The 25115-nt window shown below is 64.4% G+C and carries 24 protein-coding genes and 1 pseudogene; 14 read left to right on the top strand and 11 right to left on the bottom strand.

The window, feature by feature from the left end; translation table 11 throughout:
* Positions 1-33: 33 nt before the first annotated feature.
* Genes BLT09_RS26995 through BLT09_RS26975 form a run of 5 tightly spaced genes read right to left on the bottom strand, consistent with a single transcriptional unit; the run spans position 34 to position 5580 of the window.
* Positions 34-912, bottom strand: coding sequence for a MurR/RpiR family transcriptional regulator (locus BLT09_RS26995; protein WP_091598869.1), 879 nt, complete (start codon positions 910-912; stop codon positions 34-36).
* On the bottom strand, positions 909-1886 hold the full coding sequence (locus BLT09_RS26990) for an ABC transporter permease (protein ID WP_023799047.1): 978 nt from the start codon (positions 1884-1886) through the stop codon (positions 909-911). The genes BLT09_RS26995 and BLT09_RS26990 overlap by 4 nt, the downstream gene beginning before the upstream one ends.
* Positions 1883-3436 (bottom strand): sugar ABC transporter ATP-binding protein, encoded by a 1554-nt coding sequence (locus tag BLT09_RS26985; RefSeq protein WP_091598866.1) that lies wholly within the window; start codon positions 3434-3436, stop codon positions 1883-1885. The genes BLT09_RS26990 and BLT09_RS26985 overlap by 4 nt, the downstream gene beginning before the upstream one ends.
* A gap of 56 nt (positions 3437-3492) precedes the next feature.
* Positions 3493-4551 carry a sugar ABC transporter substrate-binding protein gene (locus BLT09_RS26980; RefSeq protein ID WP_091598863.1) on the bottom strand — a complete coding sequence of 353 codons (1059 nt, stop codon included), beginning with the start codon at positions 4549-4551 and terminating at the stop codon, positions 3493-3495.
* Between the two features lie 39 nt (positions 4552-4590).
* A complete protein-coding gene (locus BLT09_RS26975) occupies positions 4591-5580 on the bottom strand; it encodes a TIM barrel protein (protein ID WP_091598860.1) in 990 nt (329 codons plus the stop codon).
* Positions 5581-5848: 268 nt separating this feature from the next.
* On the opposite strand from BLT09_RS26975, the gene BLT09_RS26970 reads away from it, so the two are divergent.
* The 7 genes and pseudogenes from BLT09_RS26970 (at position 5849) to BLT09_RS26940 (ending at position 13346) form a co-directional block, all read left to right on the top strand.
* On the top strand, positions 5849-6967 hold the full coding sequence (locus BLT09_RS26970) for a nucleotidyltransferase family protein (RefSeq protein WP_091598857.1): 1119 nt from the start codon (positions 5849-5851) through the stop codon (positions 6965-6967).
* A gap of 128 nt (positions 6968-7095) precedes the next feature.
* Positions 7096-7698, top strand: a complete 603-nt coding sequence (locus BLT09_RS26965) for a CDP-alcohol phosphatidyltransferase family protein (protein ID WP_091598854.1) — start codon at positions 7096-7098, stop codon at positions 7696-7698.
* Between the two features lie 30 nt (positions 7699-7728).
* Positions 7729-9510, top strand: a complete 1782-nt coding sequence (locus tag BLT09_RS26960) for a bifunctional alpha/beta hydrolase/class I SAM-dependent methyltransferase (protein ID WP_091598851.1) — start codon at positions 7729-7731, stop codon at positions 9508-9510.
* 2 nt (positions 9511-9512) lie between these two features.
* The gene (locus tag BLT09_RS26955; protein ID WP_091598848.1) at positions 9513-10847 is read left to right on the top strand and encodes a phosphatase PAP2/dual specificity phosphatase family protein; all 1335 of its coding nucleotides are present in this window, start codon (positions 9513-9515) and stop codon (positions 10845-10847) included.
* A 265-nt stretch (positions 10848-11112) separates the two neighbouring features.
* Positions 11113-11541 carry a hypothetical protein gene (locus tag BLT09_RS26950; RefSeq protein WP_091598845.1) on the top strand — a complete coding sequence of 143 codons (429 nt, stop codon included), beginning with the start codon at positions 11113-11115 and terminating at the stop codon, positions 11539-11541.
* A gap of 8 nt (positions 11542-11549) precedes the next feature.
* A pseudogene (locus BLT09_RS26945) lies at positions 11550-12209 on the top strand (lysophospholipid acyltransferase family protein); the annotation flags it as partial.
* A gap of 207 nt (positions 12210-12416) precedes the next feature.
* Positions 12417-13346, top strand: a complete 930-nt coding sequence (locus tag BLT09_RS26940; protein ID WP_091598842.1) for a phosphatidate cytidylyltransferase — start codon at positions 12417-12419, stop codon at positions 13344-13346.
* Positions 13347-13606: 260 nt separating this feature from the next.
* Here BLT09_RS26940 and BLT09_RS26935 read toward each other — a convergent pair whose 3' ends face one another.
* The gene (locus BLT09_RS26935; protein ID WP_167366545.1) at positions 13607-15616 is read right to left on the bottom strand and encodes an AI-2E family transporter; all 2010 of its coding nucleotides are present in this window, start codon (positions 15614-15616) and stop codon (positions 13607-13609) included.
* A 150-nt stretch (positions 15617-15766) separates the two neighbouring features.
* A complete protein-coding gene (locus BLT09_RS26930; protein ID WP_091598839.1) occupies positions 15767-16693 on the bottom strand; it encodes a hypothetical protein in 927 nt (308 codons plus the stop codon).
* Between the two features lie 176 nt (positions 16694-16869).
* Between BLT09_RS26930 and BLT09_RS26925 the strand changes: the two genes are divergently transcribed.
* The 4 genes from BLT09_RS26925 (at position 16870) to BLT09_RS26910 (ending at position 20445) form a co-directional block, all read left to right on the top strand.
* On the top strand, positions 16870-17097 hold the full coding sequence (locus BLT09_RS26925; protein WP_091598836.1) for a hypothetical protein: 228 nt from the start codon (positions 16870-16872) through the stop codon (positions 17095-17097).
* Between the two features lie 346 nt (positions 17098-17443).
* Positions 17444-17665 carry an alkylphosphonate utilization protein gene (locus tag BLT09_RS26920; protein WP_091598834.1) on the top strand — a complete coding sequence of 74 codons (222 nt, stop codon included), beginning with the start codon at positions 17444-17446 and terminating at the stop codon, positions 17663-17665.
* Between the two features lie 138 nt (positions 17666-17803).
* Positions 17804-18166 (top strand): SPW repeat protein, encoded by a 363-nt coding sequence (locus BLT09_RS26915; protein WP_091598831.1) that lies wholly within the window; start codon positions 17804-17806, stop codon positions 18164-18166.
* A gap of 311 nt (positions 18167-18477) precedes the next feature.
* Positions 18478-20445, top strand: coding sequence for an acyltransferase family protein (locus BLT09_RS26910; protein ID WP_091598828.1), 1968 nt, complete (start codon positions 18478-18480; stop codon positions 20443-20445).
* Between the two features lie 90 nt (positions 20446-20535).
* On the opposite strand, the gene BLT09_RS26905 is transcribed toward BLT09_RS26910, so the two are convergent.
* Together BLT09_RS26905 and BLT09_RS26900 are read right to left on the bottom strand one after the other, a co-directional pair.
* Entirely contained in the window at positions 20536-21267 is a 732-nt protein-coding gene (locus BLT09_RS26905) for an ABC transporter ATP-binding protein (protein WP_091598948.1), read from the bottom strand.
* Positions 21213-21401 carry a hypothetical protein gene (locus tag BLT09_RS26900; RefSeq protein ID WP_208602548.1) on the bottom strand — a complete coding sequence of 63 codons (189 nt, stop codon included), beginning with the start codon at positions 21399-21401 and terminating at the stop codon, positions 21213-21215. The genes BLT09_RS26905 and BLT09_RS26900 overlap by 55 nt, the downstream gene beginning before the upstream one ends.
* A gap of 240 nt (positions 21402-21641) precedes the next feature.
* On the opposite strand from BLT09_RS26900, the gene BLT09_RS26895 reads away from it, so the two are divergent.
* Both BLT09_RS26895 and BLT09_RS26890 read left to right on the top strand, forming a co-directional pair.
* A complete protein-coding gene (locus tag BLT09_RS26895; RefSeq protein ID WP_091598825.1) occupies positions 21642-22238 on the top strand; it encodes a DUF922 domain-containing Zn-dependent protease in 597 nt (198 codons plus the stop codon).
* Between the two features lie 116 nt (positions 22239-22354).
* Entirely contained in the window at positions 22355-22723 is a 369-nt protein-coding gene (locus BLT09_RS26890) for an endonuclease domain-containing protein (RefSeq protein ID WP_091598823.1), read from the top strand.
* 3 nt (positions 22724-22726) lie between these two features.
* Here the strand turns inward: BLT09_RS26890 and epmA are convergent, their stop codons facing one another.
* Positions 22727-23770: an EF-P lysine aminoacylase EpmA gene (gene epmA, locus BLT09_RS26885; protein WP_091598819.1), complete on the bottom strand. Its 1044-nt coding sequence runs from the start codon at positions 23768-23770 to the stop codon at positions 22727-22729.
* A 129-nt stretch (positions 23771-23899) separates the two neighbouring features.
* Here epmA and efp point away from each other — a divergent pair, with 129 nt between their 5' ends.
* On the top strand, positions 23900-24466 hold the full coding sequence (gene efp, locus BLT09_RS26880) for an elongation factor P (RefSeq protein ID WP_091598816.1): 567 nt from the start codon (positions 23900-23902) through the stop codon (positions 24464-24466).
* A 286-nt stretch (positions 24467-24752) separates the two neighbouring features.
* On the opposite strand, the gene BLT09_RS26875 is transcribed toward efp, so the two are convergent.
* On the bottom strand, positions 24753-25025 hold the full coding sequence (locus tag BLT09_RS26875; protein ID WP_091598813.1) for a DUF2285 domain-containing protein: 273 nt from the start codon (positions 25023-25025) through the stop codon (positions 24753-24755).
* Between the last annotated feature and the right edge of the window lie 90 nt (positions 25026-25115).

The following is a 25115-nucleotide window of genomic DNA, read 5'->3' as shown; positions in this document are numbered from 1 at the left end:
TTGCCCCGATCTTTCATGAGCCGCCCCAATCTTTCATGAACCGCCCTTGTCCCGGCGTTTCGACGTCACCGCCGACATCGTGCGGCCGAGATTGCGCTCCGCCGCCTGGTAGTCGCGCTGTGCCACCGCGACGAACAGCGCGTCGAGAATGTTGAGCTGGGCGATGCGCGCCGCCGCATTCTCGCCCATCAATGGCGAGCCCTGCGCGGTCGAGCACAGCACGATGTCGGCGACGGCGGCCAGCGGCGAGTTGTCGTAATTGGTGATCGCCAGCGTCCGCGCACCGCTCTTGCGGGCGAGATGGATGGCATCGATGACGGCGCTGGTGTTGCCGGAATGCGAGAAGCCGACCGCGATGTCGTCGGCGCCGAGCAGCGAGGCCGACATCAGCATCATGTGCGAATCGTCGTAGACGGATGCGCGGATGCCGATGCGCAGGAATTTGTGCGAGACGTCGCGCGCGATCTGCGCCGAACCGCCGACGCCATAGAAATCGCGGTTCCTGGCGCGGTACAAAAGATCGGCGGCGCGGTCGAAATCGTCCATGTCGAGGATCGCCAGCGTTTCCTCCAGCGCCTGGATCGAGGTGCGGAACACTTTTTGGACGATCTCGGCCGAGCTGTCGTCGACCGACAGTTCCTGGTGCATTTCGGCGGTCGGCAGGCGGCTGTATTCATAAACCGCGGTGCGGAAGTCGCGATAGCCGGAAAAGCCCAGTTTCTTGGCGATCTTCACCACCATCGCCTCCGACACGCCGGCTTCTTCGGCGATCTGCTTGAGCGGAATGGTCTCGTCGAAGCCGCGCCGTCCGAACACGGTTTCCACCACCTTCGCCTCGAGCGGTGTCAAATGCGGCATCATCATGCGGATCCGCGGTCCTACTGCTTTCAGATCCAGGCTGGTCAAGGTCATCCACGTCCCCTCGTCACGCGATCGATGAGCATCGCGGCGAGGATTATAAGGCCAGTTGCCAAGAGCTGATAGAAGGACTGGACATTCATCAGCGTCAGGCCGTTGCGCATGGTGCCGAGGATGACGGCGCCCAGGATGGTGCCGACGACGCTGCCCTTGCCGCCCATCAGCGAGGCGCCGCCGATGGCCGCCGCGGCAATGGCATCGAGCTCCCAGAGATTGCCGAGAATGGGCTCAGCGGCACCCAGCCGTCCGATCAGGATCTGCGCGGCAAGGGCCGCCAGCAGGCCCGAGATCATGTAGGCGGCGATCTTGGTGCGAGCGATCGGCACGCCGGCTATGTAGGCCGCCTCCTCATTGCCGCCGACGGCGAGCAGATATTCGCCGAAAGGCGTCTTCTTGAGGATGATCCAGGCGATCAGCGCGACCACGGCCACGATGATGACCGCCAGTGGCAATCCGAACAGCGAGCCGTTGAAGATGGCGCGGAAGCCGGCTGGCAGGCCGAGCACCGGATTGCCGCCGGTATAGATCAGCGCCAGCGCCCGGTAGGTGCTGAGCGTTCCCAGTGTGACGATGAAAGGCTGCAGCCCGACATAGGCGACCAGCACGCCATTGAGCAGGCCGCAGACGAGGCCGATGGCGAAGCCGGCGGCGATGGCCAGCGGGAACGGCACGCCGGCAACCAGCATCGAGGCCGAGATGACGGCCGAAAGGGCTGCCGTCGGCCCGACCGACAGATCGATGCCGCCCGAGATGATCACCAGCGTCATGCCCAACGCCAGGCAGGCGTTGATGCTCGACTGCTGCAGGATGTTGATCAAATTGCGCTCGGCAAAGAAGCCCGGGACCAGCGCACCGAAGACGGCGAGGATCACCACCAGGCCGATCAGCGTGCCGGCGTCGCGCAACGAAAACCGGTGCAGGAATTCAGCCCGTGGGCGCGCTGCTGTGTGTTCGGTTACATCAGTCATCCGCTCGTCCTGTCCGTTATGCCTTGCTGGCCCGATGGCCTTGCGCCTTGCCGGCCTTGCGTCTCCGATTGGGGTATGGCGTGCGCCGCGATCGCCTGTTCGCTGAGATCAGCCCGGTCGAGCTCGGCGGCGACCGTGCCATCGCGCATGACCAGCACGCGGTCGGCGAGCCGGATCACCTCGGGAAGCTCGGACGACACGACGACGACCGAATGGCCTTCGGCGGCAAGCTCCTCGATCAAATGGTAGATCTCCGCCTTGGCGCCGATATCGATGCCGCGCGTCGGCTCATCGAACAAAAGGATGCGCGTTCCCGCCGCCAGCCAGCGGCCGATGATCGCCTTCTGCTGGTTGCCGCCGCTGAACAGCCGGATCGGCCGGTCGAGCAGGAACGGGCGCAAATTGACCCGCTTCATCTTCTCGGCCGCGACCCGTTTCAGCCTGGTGTGATCGATAACGCCGCGCGGTGCGAACACGCCCATCGAGGCCAGCGCCATATTGCTGGAGATCGACCGCAACGGCACGATGCCTTCGCGCTTGCGCTCCTCCGGCACCAGGCCGATGCCGGCGGCGATGGCGTCGCGCGGATTGGCGAGTTTTATGGCCTTGCCGTCGATCTCGACCCTGCCCGACGAGGCGCGGTCGGCGCCGGCCAGCAGCCGCAGCAGTTCGGTGCGGCCCGAGCCGACCAGGCCGGCAATGCCCAGCACCTCGCCGCGGTGCAGGTCGAACGAGACGTTACGGACTTTTGTCGCCGAGGCGAGGCCACGCACGCTCAGCCTGACCTCGCTCGAGATGTGCGAACGGTGCTGTTCCTGGGCAAGCTCGCGGCCGACCATCATCGAAACGACGGCTTTTTCCGACATTTGCGCCAGATCGACGGATCCGACCACGACGCCGTCGCGCATGATTGTGGCGCGCTGGCAGATGCCGAACACCTCGTCCAGCTTGTGCGAGACATAGACGACCGCGACACCGTCGCGCGCCAGCCCGGCAATGACTTCGGCCAGCCGCTCGAACTCGCTCGGCGTCAGGCTCGATGTCGGCTCGTCCATCGCCACGACGCGCGCCCGATCGAGCAGCGCCCGGGCGATCTCGACGATCTGCCGCTGCGCAACCTTCAGGCTGCCGAGCGGGACTGCCGGATCGATGGTCGGATCGAGGGCGGCAAGGGCTTCCGCGGCGCGGCGTTCCTGCTCGCGGCGGGCGACGAAGATGCCGCCGCGCGTCAGCGGATGGCCGAGGAACATGTTCTGGGCGACGCTGAGATGCGGCACCTGCTGCAATTCCTGATGGATCATGGCGACGCCCGCGGCGCGCGCCGCGACCGGATTGTTCAGCGCCACCGGTCTGCCGTCGATCAGCACGCTTCCGGCGGTCGGCCTGTAGACCCCCGACAGGATGCGCAGCAGCGTCGATTTGCCGGCGCCGTTCTCACCGAGCAGGCCATGGATTTCGCCCGCGCCGACGGAAAAGGACACATCGCTCAGCGCCCGCACCGCCGGAAACACCTTGGAAATGCCCTCGAATTGCAGCCGCGGGACAGACATTGGTTCTATTCTCCAGGCAAAGGGCGCCAGCCCGGCCGGCACCCGCAGTCCTGCTCTTAATTGCCCGCCGCCGCGTCCTCGAGCAGCGCCTTGCGCACGGCGTCGCCGGCGCCGGAATAGCGGTCGGCATTGTCCTTGGTGATAAGCGCCTGCGGCGTGGCGACGACGCGCGGCAGCTTCTGCCCGGCCACCAGCCGCAGCGCCGATTCCAGCGCCACCTCGCCGGTCAGCACCGGGAAGCTATCGACAGTGCCGGTCAGCTCGCCGGCGCGGATCGAGGCATAGGCGTCGGAGATGCCGTCGGTGCCGAAGACGGCGACCTTGTCCTGCAGGCCGGCGGCCTTGACCGCCTCGACGATGCCCAGTGCCATGCCGTCATTGTTGGCATAGAAGCCGATCAGGTCGGGGTGCTGCTGCAGGATGTTGCTGGCAGCGTCGTAGGAGGTCTGGCGATCCCAGTTGCCGGGCACGCTGGCGACGACCTCGAACTTGCCGGTCTCGGTGATCGTGGTCTTGAAGCCATCCGTGCGCTGGACTGCGGCATAGACGCCGGCCTGGCCTTCGACGATGGCGACCTTGCCGCCATCCGGCCGGTTCTTGATGAACCATTTGGCGACGCGCACGCCATTGTCGCGCTGGACATTGCCGACATAGTGCTCGGCCTGCGGGATGACCGCGTCATTGACATTGACCACCGGCACGTTGGCGGCCTTGGCCTGTTCCATGATCGGCTGCAGGTTGGAGTCGGTCTGCGGTGAGACGAGCAGCACGTTGTAGCCTTGCGTGACCAGGCCTTCGGCGATTGTCAGCTGGCCGAGCTGGTCGCCCTCGCTTTGCGCCGCCTGATAGACGACCGGAACGCCGACGCGATCGCCGAACGACTTGTAGCCCTCACCCAGCGAGCGCCAGTATTCGTTGGTCAGCGTCTTGGAGACGGCGCCCGCCCTGGTGCCGTCGGGCAGCTTGGGCAACGCGCCGAACTTGGCCTCGAGTTGCGACCAGTCGATGCGGTCCTTTTCGGTGTCGGAATTGAGCGGCGCGAGGTCGGTGGAATAGGCGGAGCCGATGGACAGCGCCATCAACGCAGCGGTGGCGGTGGCAAGCAGAAATTTCATGGTCTTTCCTCCCTTGTTGAACGATTTTGAGGCCGAGCCTCAGTTCTCCGGCCCGAGCATGGCTTCCTGGATGATGGCTTGCGACGCGACCGCGTCCTGACGGTCGATGGCGGTGGACAGGCGGTTGTCCCCTTCCAGCCGGTCGACGACGCGCAGCATGCGCTTGACGGTGGCGATGTTGACTTCGCATTCGTGGACCGGATCGAGCCCGGTCATGTCGGGGAAGGTGTCGAAGTAGATGGTGCCGGCGTAGCCGTCGCGGCGGATCTGGCGGAGCAGCTCGATCGTCTGCAGCGTGTGCACTGCGCCGACCATCAGGCCGTCGTCGCGCTTGGCGTAGCCGTCGTTGAGATGCACGCCCAAGAGCTTGCTGTGGCGCGCCACAAGTGCTGCGGCAAAGGCCGGCTGCTCTTCGGCATAGAGCACATGGGCGAAATCGAGCGTCACGCCGAGATTGGGCAGGCCGATCTCGCGGATCGCCAGCAAGGTCGTCGCCGCGTCGGGCATCAGGCTGTAGGAACGCGGCTCGTTGGGCTTGTACTCCAGGCTGATCAGGCAGTCGGGATCATGCGCTGCCACTTCACGAATACCATCAATTTCGTGTTGCCATAGCGTCGCGTAATCGGCCTGGAAAGCATAGTCGAAGCCATCCTGGCCGAGCCACAGCGTCATCAGATTGGCGCCCGCCTCACGCGCGGCGTCGATGCCCGCCTTGGTCAGGTCGATGGCTTCGCGGCGAACTGCCGGATCCGGATTGGTGAAGGCGCCGAGCTTGAAGGCCGGATTGGAGTAGTAGCGCATGGCAAAACCATTGATGGAAAGCCCGATGTCGCCGAGTTTTCGCGCCATTTCCACAGGTTTTTCATCGACATGATCGGGAAAGTTGAGGTCAAGGTCGGTCAGCCCCGCAACTTTCGCCGCACGCGCTGCCATCTGCAGCATGGACGGCTTGCCGACAAGCTCCGGCCATTCGGCCTGCGGCCGCGAGGCAAAGGAATTCAGGCGTGTGGCGAAACGATTGGCTGTCATGGATGACCTTTCTTGGACATAACTTCACATACTATAGTTTATTTGTAAAGTCAGATGTGCCGTTTGATTCAAGACTGGGCGACGGTACAGCGTACATAGAGAGGAGCAGGCGGCCACGAAGAGACGAACTGCTGACGCACGATTTGATCCGCGTTCATGATGCTTTAAGCGCAGTTGTTACCGTTTTCGCAAAAACGGTAACAACTCATGATGGCCGTGGCAGCGAAGTTGTGTTATTACCCTTTTCGCGAAAACGGTAACAACGCCCATGCAGCAAATACCCCACACATACCAGACGCTCTATTCCGAGTTGGCGCAGCGGTCGCTGGACGCCGCGTTTTCGACGGAATTCAACATCGGCGGCCGCTTTGTCACAGCCGAGGTGAAAGGCCGCCGCTACTGGTATCTCGACCTACCTAGCCCTGACGGCGGCAAAACACGCAGATATGTCGGCCCCGTCAACGATCCTGAAATCACCAGGAGGGTCGAAAACTTCAAAGACCTGAAAGCCGACATCAAAGAGCGGCGAAAACTGGTTTCGACACTCGTTCGCGAAGCCTACCTGCCACGGCCGGAAAGGAAGACCGGCGACATTGTCCAGGCACTCGCCGAAGCTGGCTTCTTCAGACTTCGTGGCGTCCTGGTCGGTACCGTCGCTTACCAATGCTATCCAGCCGTCCTTGGCGTTCGCCTACCTAGCACGTCAATGGTCACCGGCGATGCCGATTTTGCGCAGTTTCATTCGATCTCGACGGCCGTCGATGACAAAATGCCACCCGTGCTCGATACGCTGAGGCAAGTCGACCCGACTTTCCGAGAGATTCCGCACCAGGCTGATGGCCGCTTCACGACGCAATACTCGTCTCGCTCCGGATACAGGGTCGAATTCCTGACTCCGAACACCGGTTCGGCCGACTACGAGGGTCATCCTACAACCATGCCCGCGCTTGGTGGCGCGTCGGCGCAGCCCCTGCGCTTTCTCGATTTCCTGATATACGAACCGATCCGGGCCGTTCTCCTGCACGGCGCCGGCGTGCCGGTGAACGTGCCTTCGCCCGAACGGTACGCGATCCATAAGCTCATCATCGCCAGCCGCCGCCGGACGGACAACGACGGCACCGCCAAGAGCCGCAAGGACAAGATGCAGGCTGCAACCATCATGGAAGCCATGATCGAACAACGGCAGTCGGAAGATCTGGCCGATGCTTTCATGGAGGCATATGGCCGCGGTGCGGCCTGGAAGGAAGCCATACGCAAGACACTGTCCCAGATTGACCACGGCACGCGCGAAACCGTCCTGCCGGCGCTGGCCCGCGCTATTCGAAAGCTGGAAAGAGATCCTAGCGAATTCCACCTTGAAGACGTGGCGGCCGCACCGAAGCCGTAGGGCCTGCGGATAAAGGTTCCGGGCGGGCGCTGCTGATCGTAACCCTGTACAACCGCTGGCCGCCCTTGCGTCTTGCGCGCCAATTGATCATTCTCGCCGCAGTTGCACCGCGGCCGGGGGGTTCGCACATGCCGACGCTTTATGCGCTGAAACCGGCCTTCCAGGCCAGGCTGCGGCCGCTCGCCGACCGGCTGGCCGCGGCCGGCGTCACCGCCAACCAGATCACGCTGCTGGCTGCCGCCCTGTCGGTTGCCACCGGCTTTGTGGTCGCGGCCCTTGCCGGTCATCGCGCGGTCTTGCTGCTGATGCCGGTGGTGCTGTTTGCGCGCATGGCGCTCAACGCCATCGACGGCATGCTTGCGCGCGAGCATGGCCAGGCCTCAAAACTCGGCATGTATCTCAACGAGCTCTGCGACGCCGTCTCCGACCTGGCGCTGATCCTGGCCTTTGCCGCTCTGTTCCCTGCCTGGGGCGTCGTCGCCTTTGCCGTCACAGCAGTGCTTGTGGAGTTCGCCGGCGTGCTCGGCATCGCGGCAGGCACCGGGCGCAATTATGCCGGGCCGTTCGGCAAGAGCGATCGGGCGCTGGCGCTCGGCATCGTCGCCTTTCTCATTTCCTGCGGCCTCTGGGTGGACGCGATCACGCCGTTCGTGTTTCCGGCCATGGCTACACTCTCGCTGGTGACCGCCATCAACCGGATACGCAGCGGCCTTAACGGGAGCGGCGACTGAAATTCCGGTCGCATCCGCCTGGGGAAAAAAATGCTTCACGAACCGACGATTGCTGCTTCCGCAGTTGAGCAGCGGGTGGCGCAGGAGCGCAGCTTCCGCAGCCATGACGGCACCGAGATCTTCTACCGCTACTGGCCGGCGGTCGGGCAACCCGCCAGGGGCGCGATTGTGCTGTTCCACCGCGGCCACGAGCATGGCGGCCGCATGGCGCATCTGGTCGACGAACTCGATATGCCCGGCCATGCCTTCTACGCCTGGGACGCGCGCGGCAATGGCCGCTCGGCCGGCGAGCGCGGCTATGCGCCGTCTTTTGCCGCACTTGTGCGCGACATCGATTGTTTGGTGCGCGAGATCGGCAGAGACGGTTTTTCCCAGCGCGACATCGCGCTGATCGCGCAATCTTTCGGCGCGGTGCTCGCCGCCGCCTGGGTGCATGATTATGCACCGCAGATTCGCGCCTTGGTACTGGCCTCGCCGGCCTTCTCGGTCAAGCTCTACGTGCCTTTCGCCAAGCAAGGCATTGCGCTGTGGCAGAAGATCAAGGGCCGCTTCTTCGTCAATTCCTACGTCAAGGCCAAGTTCCTGACGCATGACCCCGAGCGCATCGCCTCCTTCGAGGCCGACCCGCTGATCACGCGGCCGATCGCTTCCAACATCCTGGTCGAGCTCTACGACCACGCCGCCCGCATCGTCTCAGATGCCCGCGCCATCACCGTGCCGACGCAATTGCTGATCTCCGGCAGCGACTGGGTTGTGCGGCATGGACCGCAGCACGAATTCTTCGTCAATCTCGCCAGCCCGGCCAAGCAGCGGCATGTGCTGCCGGGTTTCTTCCACGACACGCTGGGCGAACGCGACCGCCGCAAGGCGCTCGACCTGATCAAGCCGTTCCTCGAAAGACAGTTCTCGACGTCGCAGATGCCGGTCGACCTGACCGCGGCCGACCGCGCCGGCTACACACGCGACGAGGCCGACCGGCTGGCCTCGCCGCTCGCTTTGCTGTCACCGAAAGGCCTCTACTGGGCAATGAGCCGCGCCTCGATCCGCGCGGGCGCCTGGCTGTCGTCGGGCATGAAGACCGGGATCGCCACCGGCTTCGATTCCGGCTCGACCCTCGACTATGTCTACGAGAACCAGGCGCGGGGCGCCGGTCCGCTCGGCCGGATGATCGACCGCACCTTTCTCGACGCCATCGGCTGGCGCGGCATCCGCCAGCGCAAGCTGCATCTCGAAGAGCTGATCGGCAGCGCCACCGGGACGCTGAAGGCCGCCGGCCGCACAGTCCATATCGTCGATATCGCTGCCGGCCACGGCCGCTACGTGCTCGACGCCGTCGCCAAATGCGCCGAGCCGCCGGCCAGCGTGCGGCTGCAGGATTTCTCCGAGCTCAACGTTTCGCTCGGCTGCAAGCTGATCGCCGAGCGGCACCTGCCGACCAGCGTCTCGTTCCGCCAGGCCGATGCCTTCGACGCCGCGATGCTTGCCGGGCTCGAGCCGGCGCCGGACCTGGCCATCGTCTCCGGGCTTTACGAATTGTTTGCCGACAACGCCATGATCATCCGCTCGCTCGACGGGCTGGCCAGGGCGATGCAGCCCGGCAGCCTGCTTGTCTACACCAACCAGCCCTGGCATCCGCAGCTCGAAATGATCGCGCGCAGCCTGACCTCGCACCGCGGCGGCCAGGCCTGGGTGATGCGCCGGCGCACGCAAGGCGAGATGGACCAGCTGGTGGCGGCGGCCGGCTTCGAGAAGCTCGACCAGCGCATCGACCAGTGGGGCATCTTCACCGTATCGGTCGCGCGGCGCGTCTGAGCATGGTCTTGCCTGTCCTTGGTCTTGCCCCTGCCCCTTCCGCCACTGGGCGCGAGCCGTACGCCGCAATCGTGCTGCGCGCGGCGCTGTGGCTCGCATTCCTGGCGCCGTTCTTCTATGCGAGCTACGTCTTCGCCAACTGGCTGGCGTCGCAGCGCGACGATGTCGGCAGCATCGTCTTCACCTGGGAGCGCGACATCCCGTTCATCGCCTGGACGATCGTGCCCTACTGGTCGATCAACCTGTTCTACGGCCTGTCGCTGCTGCTCAACGATACCAAGCGCGGCGTCGATCGGCTTGCCTTCCGCTATCTCACGGCGCAGATCGTCGCCGTCGCCTCTTTCATCCTGTTCCCGCTGACGGCGACCTTCGTGCGGCCGCAGACATCAGGCCTGCCAGGCTTCATGTTCGCGGTGCTCGGCGGCTTCGACAAGCCGTTCAACCAGGCGCCGTCGCTGCACATCGCGCTGCTGGTCATCATCTGGGATCATTGGCGCGATCGGCTGAAAAGCATGGCCGGCGTCGTCTGGCATGCCTGGTGTCTGCTGATCGGTGCCTCGGTGCTGACGACGTGGCAGCACCATGTCATCGATATCCCGACCGGCGCTTTGCTCGGCTTTTTCGCCTTGTGGCTGTTTCCGCGCCACGGCGAATTGCCGTTCGCCGGCTTCCGGCTGACCGCTGACGCCGGCGCGCGGCGGCTGGCGCTGTTCTACGCGCTGGTCGCAGCGCTGGCGCTGGCCGGCGCCGCTGCCGGCGCCTTCGTTTCGGCGCTGTGGCACATCCTGCTGTGGCCGGCGCTGGCGCTGGCCATCGTTGCCTTCGCCTATGCCGGAGCCGGCGCCAAAGTGTTCCAGAAAACGGCCGACGGCAGCGTCTCGCTGGCCAGCCGTGTTTTGCTGCTGCCCCACCGGCTTGGCGCCAGGATCAATGCATGGATATGGACGCGCAAGCTGCCGCCGCATGTCGCCATTGCCGACGGTGTCTTCCTCGGCCGCTTTCCCACCGTCGCCGAGGCCGGCGCCTTCGGCACGGTGATCGACCTTGCCGGCGAGCTGGAGCGGCCGCGCGGCGTCGCCTGCCGCTGGACGGCTGTCGCCATGGTCGATCTTTTGCCGCCCTCGCCCGAGGCGCAGGCGCAGGCGGTGGCGGCGATCGAGGACGCGCGCAGCCACGGCACTGTGCTGGTCTGCTGTGCGCTTGGCTTCCAGCGCAGCGCCGGCGCCGTCGCCGCATGGCTGGTTGCCACCGGCCGCGCCGACACGCTGGTGCAAGCGCGAAACAAGCTCGCCACCGCGGGCCGGCCGGTGCATCTTCACGTGGACCAGCCGGCATGAACAGTTCGAGCAATAGACAAAGCCACTTGCCAAAGTCGGCGCTGCCCCTCACCTGCCTGCCGGCATCCTCTCCCCGTATAGTGACGGGGAGAGGGGTGCCGTTATCAGCGGTTTCGCCAATCACCAGCGTTTTAGAAATGGCGCCGACACCGCGGCCAGCCCCTTCTCCCCGTCACTATACGGGGAGAAGGGCCCGGCAGGGCGATGAGGGCCGGCGCAAGCATTTGGAAAAGGGCGGCACCAAACCTGAAGCGATTGTTCCGGCATGAGTGCCCATCGAGACAACGCCGAAGCGTTCGCCGCCGGGCTGATGACGCAGGCGGTGTGGCCGCTGTTTTTGGTGCTGGCCGCGTTGGCGGCCGCGCCGGTCATTGCCGTGGCGGCGCAGCCGCAGGCGATCACGCTGGCGGCAGCGGCCTGGCTGGTCGCGGCAGCGAGCGGCGTGGTCACTCTCGCCGTCTCGGCCCTGCTTGTCTTCGACGCGTTGCTGTTCTGGCTGATGGCGAGCCATATCAGCGAGGCCGCCGGCGGTGCCTCGGTCGACGACGTGCTGGCGCGCATGCGCGTCAAACCGGCCGCAGCCGGCATCCGCTCGCTCGACCGGCGCATCGCGGGCACGCAACGCCTGCTGATGAAGCAGCGCATCGCACTCGGCCTGTTCGTGGCGGCGTCCCTCGTCGCCTTGTCGTTCTGAGCCCGACGATGAGCAAGCTCGGCACAAGGAGCTTCACCCTGCTGCAGACCGTGACCTCGGTCGGCCTGTCGGCGCTGGCCTGGGCGGTGACCGGCGTGCGGCCGATCTGGAACGGCAGCCAGCCGTCGAACCGGCAGCGCATCTACTTCGCCAATCATGCCAGCCACGGCGATTTCATCCTGCTGTCGGCCTGCCTCAGCGAGAAGCAGCGCGCCCGCACCCATGCGGTGGCAGCCGCCGACTATTGGGGAAAATCGCGGCTGCGCCGGTTCATCGCGCAGGACATGCTGTCCTCGGTGCTCATCCACCGGCAGTGGACCGATGAGGCGCAGAATCCGATCTCGATCATGCTGTCGGTGCTCGACGAGGGTCATTCGCTGATCATCTTCCCCGAGGGCACGCGCAACATGACCGACCAGCCGCTGCTGCCTTTCCGCTCCGGCCTCTACAATCTGTCGATGGCGCGGCCCGACGTCGAACTCATCCCGTGCTGGATCGAGAACATGTCGCGGGTGCTGCCCAAGGGCCAGTTCGTGCCGGTGCCACTGCTCTGCCGGGTGGTCTTCGGCGCGCCGATCGCCATTGCGCCCGGCGAGGAACGCCGCGCCTTTCTCGACCGCGCCCGCCAAACACTGCTGGCGCTGAACCCCCGCCCGCCAGCGCATGATGCGGAAAAGTGGAATCCGGTTTTCCGAAAAACATCATGCGACCAAAACAGCGTCGAGCCCAAACAGCGTCGAGCCCAAAGAGCTGGAGATCGTGGCGGATCCGGTATCCGGCACGATGCTCCCAGACACGATGCTCCCAGGCACGATCCTCACAGCCACGACGCTCCCAGCCACGATGTCCCAAGAGACGACTAGAACAACATGCCAATGCACGAGACGCTTATCATGGTTGTCGGCCTCACTGCGGTGCTGACCACGGCAAGCCTGGTCGCTGGCCTCCTGTCGTGGCGCGCGCCGAAGCCGCTGTCCCCGACGCTGGTCAACCTCAACCAGCGCATCAACGCCTGGTGGGTGATGGTGGTGGCGATCACCGTCGCCTTCTTCTTCGGCCGCGCCGGCATGACCATCCTGTTCGCGCTGATCTCGTTTGCCGCCTTGCGCGAATTCGTGACGCTGACGCACAGCCGCCGCAGCGACCATTGGGTGCTGCTCGGCATGTTCGGCATCATCATCCCATTCCAGTACTGGCTGGTATGGACCGCCTGGTACGGCCTGTTCACCATCTTCATCCCGGTCTACTGCTTCCTCCTGATGCCGGCGATCACCGCGCTGCACGGCGACACCGAGCGCTTTCTCGAGCGCATCTCGGCGCAGCAATGGGCGGTCATGATCTCGGTCTACTGCGTCAGCCACGTGCCGGCGCTGCTGACGCTCGACGTGCCCGGCTTCGATGGCCGCAATTTGTTGCTGGTCGCTTTCCTGATCATCACCGTACAAGGCAGCGACGTGCTGCAATACATCTTCGGCAAGCTGTTCGGCAGGCACCTGATGTCGCCGAAGGTTTCGCCGTCGAAGACCTGGGAAGGGCTGGTCGGCGGGCTGGCGACGTCGAGCCTGCTTGGCGCGCTGCTGTCGTTCCTGACGCCGTTTTCGCCGCTCCAGGCAGCGGCCGTCGCCTTCATCGCCTGCCTGATGGGCTTCCTCGGCGGGCTGGTCGCCTCCGCCATCAAGCGCGACCAGGGGGTAAAGGACTGGGGCCATCTGATCGAGGGCCATGGCGGCATGATGGACCGCGCCGACAGCCTGGTCTTCGCCGCCCCGGTTTTCTTCCACACGGTGCGTTATTTCTGGACGTGAGAGCGAGCTACGACCTCAGAGGCTGTTTCGAAAGTCGCTCCGGCGAGTCATATGGTGGTGGTTTCGAGAACCGGAGCGCAGCGGACATTAGAGCGCCGCGCGTCCATTGGACGCGCAAAGGACGCTCTAACACTTTGGTTGGCGCATGATCCTTTCCGGAAACCGAAATCGGTTTCCGGGGTCATGCGCTGGTCCGTGAGCACCGGAAGCGCAGAAAACGCCATCAGATGGCCGCCGGAGTAGAGTTTCCAAACAGTCTCTCACTTTGCAGCGGCAAGCGGCGCCTTCCTGGCCGGGCGCGGCCGGCGTCGCATGCGGCGCTTGGCAGCGACCTTCAGCGCCACCGGCGGATCGCTCGACAATGCGCCCAGAACGGCTTCGACCATGCCAAACGCCACAAAATCGGCATTGATGTCATTGGCCAATTCGACGGCTGCCTCGTTGTCGTCGCCGTCCTTCGACCAGAACACGATGCCTACCCGCAGCGCCGACCTGGCACGTTTCAGCCGACGAACAAGGAAACGGGCGTGCTTGATGGAGTCACGGTTCAGGAATCCGACCACAACGGTGTCGACGGCGTCGAGCTCGAGCCGGCGAATGCCAGTCGGATCCATATCGGCAAAGCTCGCCTTCGAGACCGTTGCCCCCTGGACTTCGAGCACCTGCGCCAGCATTGCGGCGGCGGCATCGTCGAGTTCGCCGCGGCCGCCGGCACACAGCACCGACATGTCAGTGCCATCCGGCAGCTCAGTGTCGTCCTCGCCCTCCGCTTGGGCCTGCTTGTCCCTGTCCTTGTCCTTGTACTTGTCCGCCGTGGCAGGCTCGACTGTGGCCGGATCATCGTCCTCCTCTGCTTCCTCCCGTGCGCTGTCGTCGAGGTTCGCCACCAGCATCTGCGCGCTGGCCGCCACCCGCCGTCTTTGCTCATCGCCCATGACGCCGCGCACGCGATCCTGCTCGCCGAGCAGCAGTGCGGGAATGGCGACCCTGTCATAGAATTCGAACAGATATTTTTCCTCCAGCATCTCCTCGGCGTGATCCGTGGCTTCCTCTGGATCGCCGGCCAGCAGCCGTTGGTAGAGTCGGGCGTGGGGTTCAAGCACCGGTTCGTTGCCGAACAGCACGTCGAGGAATTCGAACTGCGGCACGTGCCTGCCGAGCACAACGAGGCAGACCGTGAGCGGCGTCGACAGGACCAGGCCCAGCGGGCCCCAGAGCCAGGTCCAGAAGATCGCCGCGACGATGATGGCCAATGGTGACAGCCCCGTTCGTGAACCGTAGAGCCACGGTTCGACGACGTTGCCGGTGATCATTTCCATGGCCACGAACAGCCCGGCGGTCCACAGCACGAGCGACCAGCCGGGTGCCACGGCAAGCGCCAGGAACAGCGGCAGCAGCGCACCAATGATCGGGCCGATATAGGGAACAAAGCGCAGCGCCAGCGCCAGCAACCCCCACAGCAGTGCATTGGGTATGCCGAGAACCCAAAGCCCTGCTGTAACCGGTATGGCATAGACGATATTCACGACCAATTGCATGAGCAAATATCGGCCGACCCGCTTGCCCGCTTCCTGGAGCGCCTCGGTGGTCCGATGAAGGTCGCCGTAGCCGACGAGGCGTATGAAACGATCGCGCAGGTCCTCGCGCTCGAGCAGCATGAATATGACGACGACGACGATCAGGCCGGCCGATGCCAGCGGGCTGATCAGCGGGCCGATCAGGTTCTGCAGAACCTGAAGCGGCCTTTCGCGTGCGATGATCTCGACAGGCACCGGCTCGCGCCGTGGCTGATCCGCGGCGGGCGGCGAGGTTTCCTGCCTGTCGAGTTCCTGGCCAACGCGTTCGATCGCCTCGCTCAGCCTGGCGATGACGCCGCCGCCGACGCCGGTCTCCTTCAGCGATCGGACTTTGGTCAGGATATTCGACTGGTAAAGCGGGATGTTCTGCGCCAGTTCGCTGACCTGCGTGGCGACGATGAAGGAGAACAGCGCAAGCACCGTGAATGCGCCCAGCACACTGGCGATGACCGCAGGAAGACGGGGAATGCCGACCCGTTTGAGTGCCGAAACCAAGGGTGCAAGCGCAAAGGTCAGCAGCAGTGCGATTGCGATCGGCAGGAAAACCTCGCGCCCGAAATACAGGGCCGCAACCGCCGCCACGACGGTCGCGACGGTGGGCAGCGACATGCGCGGCAGGGCCATGGCTGCGGAAACAACGCCCACCAGCCCGGGCTCCGACGGATGCATGCCGTTTCGCCGATTGGCCGCCACTTGATGCCTCCATCCCGCCATGGCCATGATCAGGCATATTGAGCCGGCATGCAACGTCCCCACCTTCGTGCCAGCGAGCCCGACCACGCCAGCGACAAGGGTCTTCCCCTCAGCCCGGTGCCAGACGGCCCGGTGCCAGGCGGCCCGGTGTCAGACGGAATGGCTCAGCCAATGACGGTCGAACACGTCGACGATGGCGCGGAACTCGGCCGGTGGGATCTGGCTGGCGCCGCCGTCGCTGTCTCCGACTAGGAATTGCGCCAGCAGCCGGTCAACCGCTTCCGTCTGCTCGACGGACAGGCCAAGCGATGCCAGATCGGCGGCGATCGATCCGTCGGGCGGCAGATATCCGCCCCATGCCTGGGGCGCCGGATTGCGCAAGCGGACCATCAGGATCCGGGTCAGCGACGGCTGCGGCTCCGGGCCGATGATGGTGGTGCCGCACAGGTAGCCGCCAAGCACGCTTCCCGGCCGCGAGTGCGGAAACAGGCATAAGAAGAATTGCGCCTCGCCGCTGGCTTCCTTCAGATGCGCATAAAGCCCGCGTTTTGCCGACGTCATCTGCCCACCGAGCAGCAGCTGTCCGGTCGGCAAGGCCTCGCGATAGGCGGCGGTCAGGCCGTTCGCCCCCGGCCCGGCCTCAATCGACAGGCTGCCCCTGATCAGCTGGCCGCGATAGTAGGGCGACAAGGCGCGCGAATAACAGGCGTAGGTTCCGGCAAGGGCCCCAAGGCTTCGCTCCTCATGCCCGGCAGCGGTCTCGAAATGCGCACCGGCGCGGCGCTCCAGTTCGGCCCTGTCGATGCCGTGGCGGGCACAGATCGCCGCGGTAAAACCTGGCAGGTCGCTCTCGGCGATCCAGGCGCCGGTCTGCTCCAGCTTGAGCAGCTTCGTCCAGTCGTCGTAGACGCTGAGCTCGCGTGGCTGGGCGCGTCCCTGCAGCCATTTGTCGGCGCGGCCGAGATCGAACGCCGTCTTCGGGTTGACCCCCCGGAACGCCGCCGCAAGGTCCTTGCGGGTGACGGTCCCCAGCACGGCCGCGGTCAGCCGCAATTTCTGCGCGATATGCTGTGCCATCCTACCCGCCCCTTATGCCGCCGCGAGGATAGCACGCGCCGGGACCTGCTCACACTATACTTTTCCACAAGCTAATATTCCAGAAATTCCGGAGAATTCCACGTCCTTCCACACGGCGGCCGTGTTCGGGCCGGCGGCCGCGGTTAACCTTACGTTAACCATGGAGGGACCTCGTCATGAAACTTGCCCTGTCTGCACTTCTTGCCGTGCTCGCGCTGTCGCAAGCCGTGGAGGCCAAGACGAAAGCCGTTGCCACTGATACCAAAGCGGCGACTGCCGAGAAAAACCGGCCGCCGCTCGACAACAAGTCCACCAGCGGGATCACGTCGTCTGATGCGACGGCGGCGCCAGCCGACAACAATGGATCCAGTCTGTATCCGCCGGCGATCTATTTCAATTTCTAGAGTCGATCCATCCCTTGTGGTAGGGCTCTATCTTCTTGGTCGACCATGCGCACGCTTGCGGTGCCCGTGATCGACGGCCCCCTGTTCGACAAGTCACTTGTTCGACAGGCCACTTGATCGACAGGCTTAGCCGGCGGCGCGCCAGCCTATAATCCTCCACGTTCCCGTGAAATCGGCTTCGACCACGAGGCATCGCCGACTTCGACGGGCGATGCGGCCACCTGGCATGAGCAACAAGGGTGCCCTGCCCGCTTCACGCGCCAGCGATGGCACAGTTTGCCACCACGCTTGACCTTGCCGCCATCCGCCGGATAGTCCGCTATCCCCTTCGATGAAAGACCCTGATATGACAGACGCGATCGCAAGAGACAGCAACGGCGCCCAGTTGAACGAGGGCGATTCCGTCACCCTGATCAAGGATTTGAAGGTCAAGGGCACGTCGGAGACGATCAAGCGCGGCACGCTGGTGAAGAACATCCGCCTCACCGGCAATCCCGGCGAGATCGAGTGCAGCACCAAGCAGGTCAAGGGCCTGGTGCTTAAGACCGAGTTCCTGAAGAAGGCGTGATCGCGCCCGGCACTCAGTGCCTAACCGGCCGCCCCGGAGCCACTCCTTGAAAGCCGCCGAAAGTGCGATATATCAATGACTAAGCGTGCGTTGCACGCGACGTAGTGCTTTGGTCAAGCTTCATCTGTGGAGGTTGTCATGGCAAACGATCTGATGGAAGGAAAGAAGCCCCAGGATTGGATCAACCTGATCCTTGCGGCATGCCTGTTCATCTCACCCTGGGTTGTCGGCTTCGCTGCTGAAACCGCTGCTGCCTGGAACGCCTGGATTGCCGCAGTCTTGCTCGGCGCCCTGGCGCTCGCCGCGCTTTCGGTATTCGCCGAATGGGAAGAGTGGGTGAACCTTGTCGTCGGGCTCTGGCTGATCGCTTCGCCCTGGCTGCTCGGCTTCGTGGCAAACGCCAACGCAATGGCGACCCACGTTGTCCTCGGCGTGCTGGTGGTTGCGGCATCGGCCTGGGCAGTCTGGGACTCCCGTCATCATCCGCCAGCGCATGCGTGATCGGTGACGACCAAGGGGAGGAGCCCGGCGCGCGAGCGGCGGGCTCCTTCTAGGCCTGATATACAGGCCCGCTGGCCGGGCCAAATGTCCTTTTTGTGCTCCAAAATCCCGCCGCCCAAAATCCGCCGCCGCGGATGCGGATGGCAGCGCTGGCGCGGCGTTCGCTGAGGACACGCCGACGAGTATGCCGCGCTGCACCCGGCAAACTTCCACTTATGTTGCACTGCGTTAGATTTGTTGCATTGCAATATCAATGCATTGCGTCGAGTCTTCGCACGGGTGGCTTTTCAACGACTTCGCGAGGTTTTGCCGTGTCAGCATCGTTTCGGCCTGATATCGAAGGGCTGCGTGCGTTGGCGGTGTCCGGCGTCGTCGCGTTCCATTTTGGTCTGTCGGACCTGCCCGGCGGCTTCACCGGCGTCGACATCTTCTTCGTCATCTCCGGCTACCTGATCACCGGCCAGCTGCTGCGGGAAATCGCCGAGGACGGCAGGCTGGACCTGTGGCGGTTCTATGCAAGGCGCGCCCGGCGCCTGCTGCCGGCTTCGCTGTTCGTCATCTTCGCCACGCTGGTCGCCGGCTACTTCATCCTGTCGCCGGACGAACAGTCGCTCTATTCGAAAGGCGCCATGTTCGCCTCGGCCTATGCGATCAATTTCTGGCTGATACGCTGGTCGTTCGACTATTTCGCCCCCGACGCGGCGAACAACCCCTTCATCCACTTCTGGTCGCTCTCTGTCGAGGAACAGTTCTATTTCGTATGGCCGGGGCTGCTTCTGCTGGCGGCATGGCTGCGCCCGGGCAAGCGCACGGCGATCCTGGTGATCGGCCTCACCGGCGCGGTGTCGTTCGCCGTCTGCGCCTGGCTCACCACCGTGGCACAGCCCTGGGCCTTCTATTTCTCCCCGCTCAGGGCCTGGGAATTCGCCGCCGGCGGCCTGGCGACGATGGCGCCGGCAAAATTCTGGCGAGAGCGCCCGCAACTGGGCGCAGCACTGGCATGGCTTGGCCTGGCGCTGATCGCCGGTGCCTATCTGACCTTCAGCGAGCAGGACACCCCCTTCCCCGGCTTCGCGGCGGTGGTGCCGGTGGCCGGTACCGTGCTCCTTTTGCTCAGCGGCTCCGGCAATGTCCAAAGAGGGCCGAGCGCCATGCTGGCGCTGCCGCCCATGCAATGGGTGGGGAAACTTTCCTACTCGCTCTATCTCTGGCACTGGCCGGTCATCGTCTATGCGACGATGATGGTGCCCGACCTGTCCTGGCCCGGGCGGCTTGCCTGCGCGGCATTGACGCTGGCGCTGTCGCTCTTCACCTATAATTTCATCGAAAACCCGATCCGTCGCAATGGCTGGCTGATGGCGAACGCGGCGCGTGCACTAATCCCCGCCGCAATGCTGACCGGCGCCGGCGTGGTGGCGACTTACGCCAATGCGCGCCTTGCCGTGGACGGCCTCGACCCCTCGCAACGCATCATTGCCGAAACTGCCGCGCAGCCCTCCACCGCGCGCGCCAAGGTAGGCTGCGTTGTCGACTACGAGACCGTGACGCCGAAGGCCTGCGAGTTCGGCGCCAAGAATGCCGAGCGCTCGATCGCGCTGTTCGGCGATTCGCATGCCGATCACTGGTCGACGCCGCTGATCGAGGCGGCGAAGAGAAACGACTACAAGGTCGTCACCTGGCTCAAAGCCGCCTGCCGGGCGTCGCGGCTGACGGTCTGGAGCTCGAAGCTGAAGCGCGACTACACCGAGTGCGATCAATGGCGCGAGCAATCGATCAAGGAGATCATCGCCCTGCGCCCGAGCCTGGTGGTGATCTCGGAGATCTCGCTGACCAGTTCGCGCAAACTGTCGCCCGACGCCCGGCAATCCGAAAGCCTCGATCAGGACTGGCAGGGCGGCCTGCGCGCAACGCTGGAGGCGTTCAGCCAGGCCGGGCTGAAAGTCGCCTTCATCCGCGATGTGCCGTTCAACACCCTTTTTGTCGACACCTGCGTGGCCCGCGCGCTGTGGCGTGGACAGACGCCATCGGTATGTGACGCGCCGCGAACCGACGCCGCCAACGACGCCATGGCCGCGGTGGAGCGTGACATCGTGCGCGCCGTCCCCAACGCGACCTACATCGACATGACCGACCGGTTCTGCGACGCCAAGACCTGCCATGTCTTCATCGACGGCAAGCTGGCCTATCGCGACCGCCACCACATGGCGACGCCCTTTGCGCAAACGCTGGAGCCGACCGTCGAGCGCGCGCTGTTCTCGACTGGGGCGGCCGGGAAGTAAGGCGCGCAAGACGCGCCTTTCACCAGCGTCTCGGTGCCGCCAGTCTCAGTGCTCGCAGTCTCAGTGCCCCCAGTCTCAGTGCCCCCAGTCTCAGTGCAAGCCAAACTCGCGCAGCAGTTCTTCGCGGTAGCGCACGAACCGGCTCTCGCTGCGATCGCGGGGGCGCGGCAGTTCAACCTCGACCAGCCGCGCTGTGCCGCCCTTCTCCCTGGGCAGGATCAGCACCCTGTCGGCAAGATATATCGCTTCTTCCAGATCATGGGTGACCATGACCATGGTGACGTTCTCCTCGCTCCAGATGCGCGCCAGTTCCTCCTGCATGCCGATCTTGGTCATGGCGTCGAGCGCGCCTAGCGGCTCGTCGAGCAGCAGGATTTCAGGTTGCACGGTCAAGGCCCGGGCAATGCCGACGCGCTGTGCCATGCCGCCCGAAAGCTGCCTGGGATAGGCATCGCTGAATTCGGCCAGGCCGACGAGCGCGGTATAGAAGCGGGCCTTGTCCTCGGCCTCCGCCTTGGGCACGCCCCGCACTTCGAGGCCAAAGGCGACGTTGCCGAGCACCGTCAGCCAGGGCAGCAGGCGCGGTTCCTGGAAGATGACCGCGCGCTCGGCGCCGACGCCATGGACCGGCCTGCCGTCGATCGCGACACCGCCGCTGTCGGCAGCCTCAAGACCGGCAAGGATGCGCAGCAGCGTGGTCTTGCCCGATCCGCTGGCGCCGACGATGACGAGACATTCGCCGGAACGGATATCGAGGTTGAGCGCCCTCAGCACGGCAAGCGGGCGCCCGCCGAGGGTGAAGGATTTGCAGAGGTCGCGTATCGTGCCAGCGGAAAGGACCGACCGAGAACCTCGATGTCGAAAACGGTCGAGGCTGCACCGGTGCTGCTCGCCACCTCCGCAACGATGTGGCTGATGAACGCCTTGGTCTTCGACGGACGGATCAGGTTGCCCAACAGCCCCACCACCAGATTTTTCGACTATTTTGGCTCCTCGCAAAACGCTTGTGTGCATTAACTCTACTAAGTTTATAGAGTTTAAAACGAACCCGCCAAGCGGATTGAGTTTGCGGGACATCGCCGTTGATTGGTTCTTTCGACGCGAAATGCGAACGGCGAGTTCGGCAACGGCGCCTTGACCGCATTACGGCCATGCGTTGATGATTTCACACCAAAGGCATCGCCCGGGGGATTCGCATGAAAACAGCCGTTCTGACCTACCTGCTGCTGGCCATTTTGCTGGTGTCGCCGGCGCAGGCGGGCTGGAAGCCGGTCGAGAAGGTCGAGACCTACGCCGTTTCAGGGCAGACCGGTCCCCAACTCCATGCCTCGATGGGCGAGCGCGGGCCGACGATCGGCAAAAGCAGGGTCCGCGCCATGGCCTATACCAATTTCAAGCTGACCTGGGTCAGGGACTACCAGCGGCAAGGCAATGCCTGCGTGCTGGTGTCGGCGCGCCCAAAACTCATCATAACGTATACCTTGCCCAAAGCGTCCGGGCCTATTCCGGCCGTCGTGCAGAAAAGCTGGGACGTTTTTGCCGCTGGCCTTGCCGCCCACGAAAAGGTGCATGGCGACATCATCGTCGACATGGTCCGCAAGATCGAGACGGCGACCGTCGGCCTGTCCGTCCCCGACGATCCCGGCTGCAGCGAGATCAGGACCGAAATGACCAGGCGGCTTGCCGAACTCTCCCAGGCGCAGCGGCAGGCAAGCCGCGATTTCGACCGGGTAGAATTCGCCCCGCGCGGCAATCTGCAGCGGCTGATCGTCGCTTTGCTGATGGGGCGGTAGGGGGATGGAAACCGCAGCAAGGCTGGCGAAGGCGTTGATGACGGCCAATCTCCCCCGCAAGGGGGGAGATCGGCCGTCATCCATGACGTCGCTAATCTCCAAAGCGAGGGTGTCTGATGGGTCACGATCTCGTTCCGCCGCATCAGCGCAAGAACGCAAAATCGATGCGTCGTGTGATGACCGACGCCGAGTTGAAACTATGGAACGAGCTTCGCGCCCATCGATTGATGGGGCTGAGCTTTCGCCGGCAAGTGCCAATCGGACCCTACATTGTTGACTTTGCCTGTCCGACACACCGCCTAGTCGTCAAGGTCGATGGCAGCCAGCACGCGAACACTGAACACGCGGAGCGCGATGCAGCACGCAGCGCTTATTTGAAGAGCAGCGGCTGGACCATCCTGCGCTTCTGGAACGACGACGTCATTCGCGATATCGACAATGTCTGCCAGCACATAATCATCGAGGCCGATGCGGACAGGCGCTGACTTTCACCCCGCCACCGGCGTCCACATCACATCCTCGACCCGCATCGCCCCCGTCGCCAGCATCACCAGCCGGTCGAAGCCGAGCGCGGCGCCGCTCGCCTGCGGCATGATGGCCAGTGCGGCGAGGAAATCCTCGTCGATCGGATAGCGTTCGCCGTAGATGCGCTGCTTCTCGTCCATTTCGAGGATGAAGCGCCGGCGCTGCTCGTCGGCGTCGGTCAGCTCGCCGAACGCATTGGCCAGCTCGACGCCGCAGCAATAGAGCTCGAAGCGCTCGGCGGTCCTCGGGTCATCGGCGCTCGGCCGGGCAAGGGCGGCCTCCGAGATCGGATAGCCGTAAAGAATGGTGGCGCGCCCCTGCCCCAGCCCCGGTTCGATCTTTTCCACCATCACCCGGCTGAACAGATCGGCCCAATTGTCGTCGGGCGCGGTGCGCAAGCCCGCCTGGACCAGAGACGCGTGCAGCGCCTCGCGATCGGTGCTGCCGTCGGCGGCGACTGTGGCCAGCAGATCGATGCCGGCATAGCGGATAAAAGCCTCGGCGACGCTCAACCGTTCCGGCTCGGCGAACGGATCGGCCTCGCGGCCGCGAAAGGCGAAGCGTTTCGTGCCGGCGCGCTCGGCGGCCAGCGCGACAAGCCCGGCGCAATCCTGCATCAGGCTGTCGTAGGTCTCATCGGCCCGGTACCATTCGAGCATGGTGAAGGACGGATGGTGCAATGGGCCGCGCTCGCGGTTGCGATAGACCGCACTCAGGCTGAAGATGCGTTTCTCGCCGGCGGCGAGCAGCTTCTTGCAGGCGAATTCCGGCGAGGTGTGCAAATAAAGCGGCAGGTGCCGCCCATCCGGGCCGATCGCCTCGGTGGCGAAGGCCGACAGATGCGCCTCGTTGCCGGGCGAGACCTGCAGCGCCGCGGTCTCGACTTCGACGAAGTCGCGGCGGGCAAACCAGTCGCGCACGGCCGCGGTGATGGCATTGCGCAGGATCAGCCGCGGCCGCCGGTCGGCGTGAACATCAGGCGTCCACCAGGGCGAGGCGGCGGTCATGGCGACAGGATTTGCATCGGGGACTGGCGATTGCCGCCAAGATGCGCTAGGCCGCACCGAACGGCTCCCGCAGCCGATTTGCGCCATTCGGCGCTCCCAGGCCAGTCAACGCTGTTAGGAATAAAGCCCGTGAAGGTCATCGCCAGTTCCCTACGCAAAGGCAATGTCGTCGAAAAGGACGGCAAGCTCTATGTGATCCTCTTTGCCGAAAACATCCATCCGGGCAAGGGCACGCCGGTGACCCAGCTCGATATGCGCCGCATCTCCGACGGGGTGAAAGTCTCGGAGCGCTACCGCACCACCGAGCAGGTCGAGCGCGCCTATGTCGAGGAGCGCGAGCATACTTTCCTCTACCACGACGCCGAAGGCTATCATTTCATGAACCCGGAAAGCTATGACCAGGTCGCGGTGCCGGAAAGCGTGGTCGGCGAGATGGCGCCCTATCTCAAGGAAGGCATGGCGGTGCAGATTTCACAGTACAACGGCATCGCCATCTCGCTGGTGCTGCCGCAGCGCGCCACCTTCGAGGTGGTCGACACCGAGCCGGTCACCAAGGGCCAGACGGCATCCTCGTCCTACAAGCCGGCGACGCTGTCCAACGGCGTGCGCACGCTGGTGCCGCCGCACATCACTGCCGGCACCCGCGTGGTGGTGATGACGGCTGATGGCGCCTATGTGGAGCGCGCCAAGGACTGAGAGGCAGGATCATTTTTGTCGTCGCTGAAGGTGTCGCGCGCGATGAATGCCAAGGCGCAACTCGCGCCGGTGGCGCGATGCGTGCCGTCTCCTTTACTGAAACGGTGCAGACTCAGCCAAGGATAAAACCCGCCACCAGAACCGTAAGGATCATCGACAGCGGGACGGCAAGCAGGCAGCAGGCCTCCAACGTGTTGATTTGCCAAGGGTTCATCGGGCGCTTCCCAGTTGGTTTCCTATCTAAACGGGCAGACCGTGACGGCAGTTCCACGAAAAATCTCCACCGTCATTCCATGCCGTCTGTCGTGCCGATCGTCTCTTTGCCGGCCATCCAGCGGGCACGCGCCAGATGCGTCGCCCAAGCCCGGAATGCCCGTTCCGGCTCCTGCACCGGATCAATATGCAGGACGGTGCGGGCGACCTCGCGCCAATCGGCCCCGTCCGCCGAAGCATCGAGCAGCCGGATGTAAGTCAGCATGCAGTGCTCATCATACGCGGTCAGCGCCGAAGACGTCGGCGCCGTATCTGCGAAATGAGCGTTTAGCGGCATCTTTGGCATCGTGACCTACCAGCAATGGCGCAGCGTAACAGTCCGTCGGGAAACCCGCGCCCTTCAATTGGAGGACGCTGGCCGATCCAGGTTCGCTGC

This window comes from Mesorhizobium muleiense, from assembly GCF_900099905.1.
Lineage (GTDB): Bacteria > Pseudomonadota > Alphaproteobacteria > Rhizobiales > Rhizobiaceae > Mesorhizobium > Mesorhizobium muleiense.
This window is presented reverse-complemented; position numbering and strand designations above follow the sequence as displayed.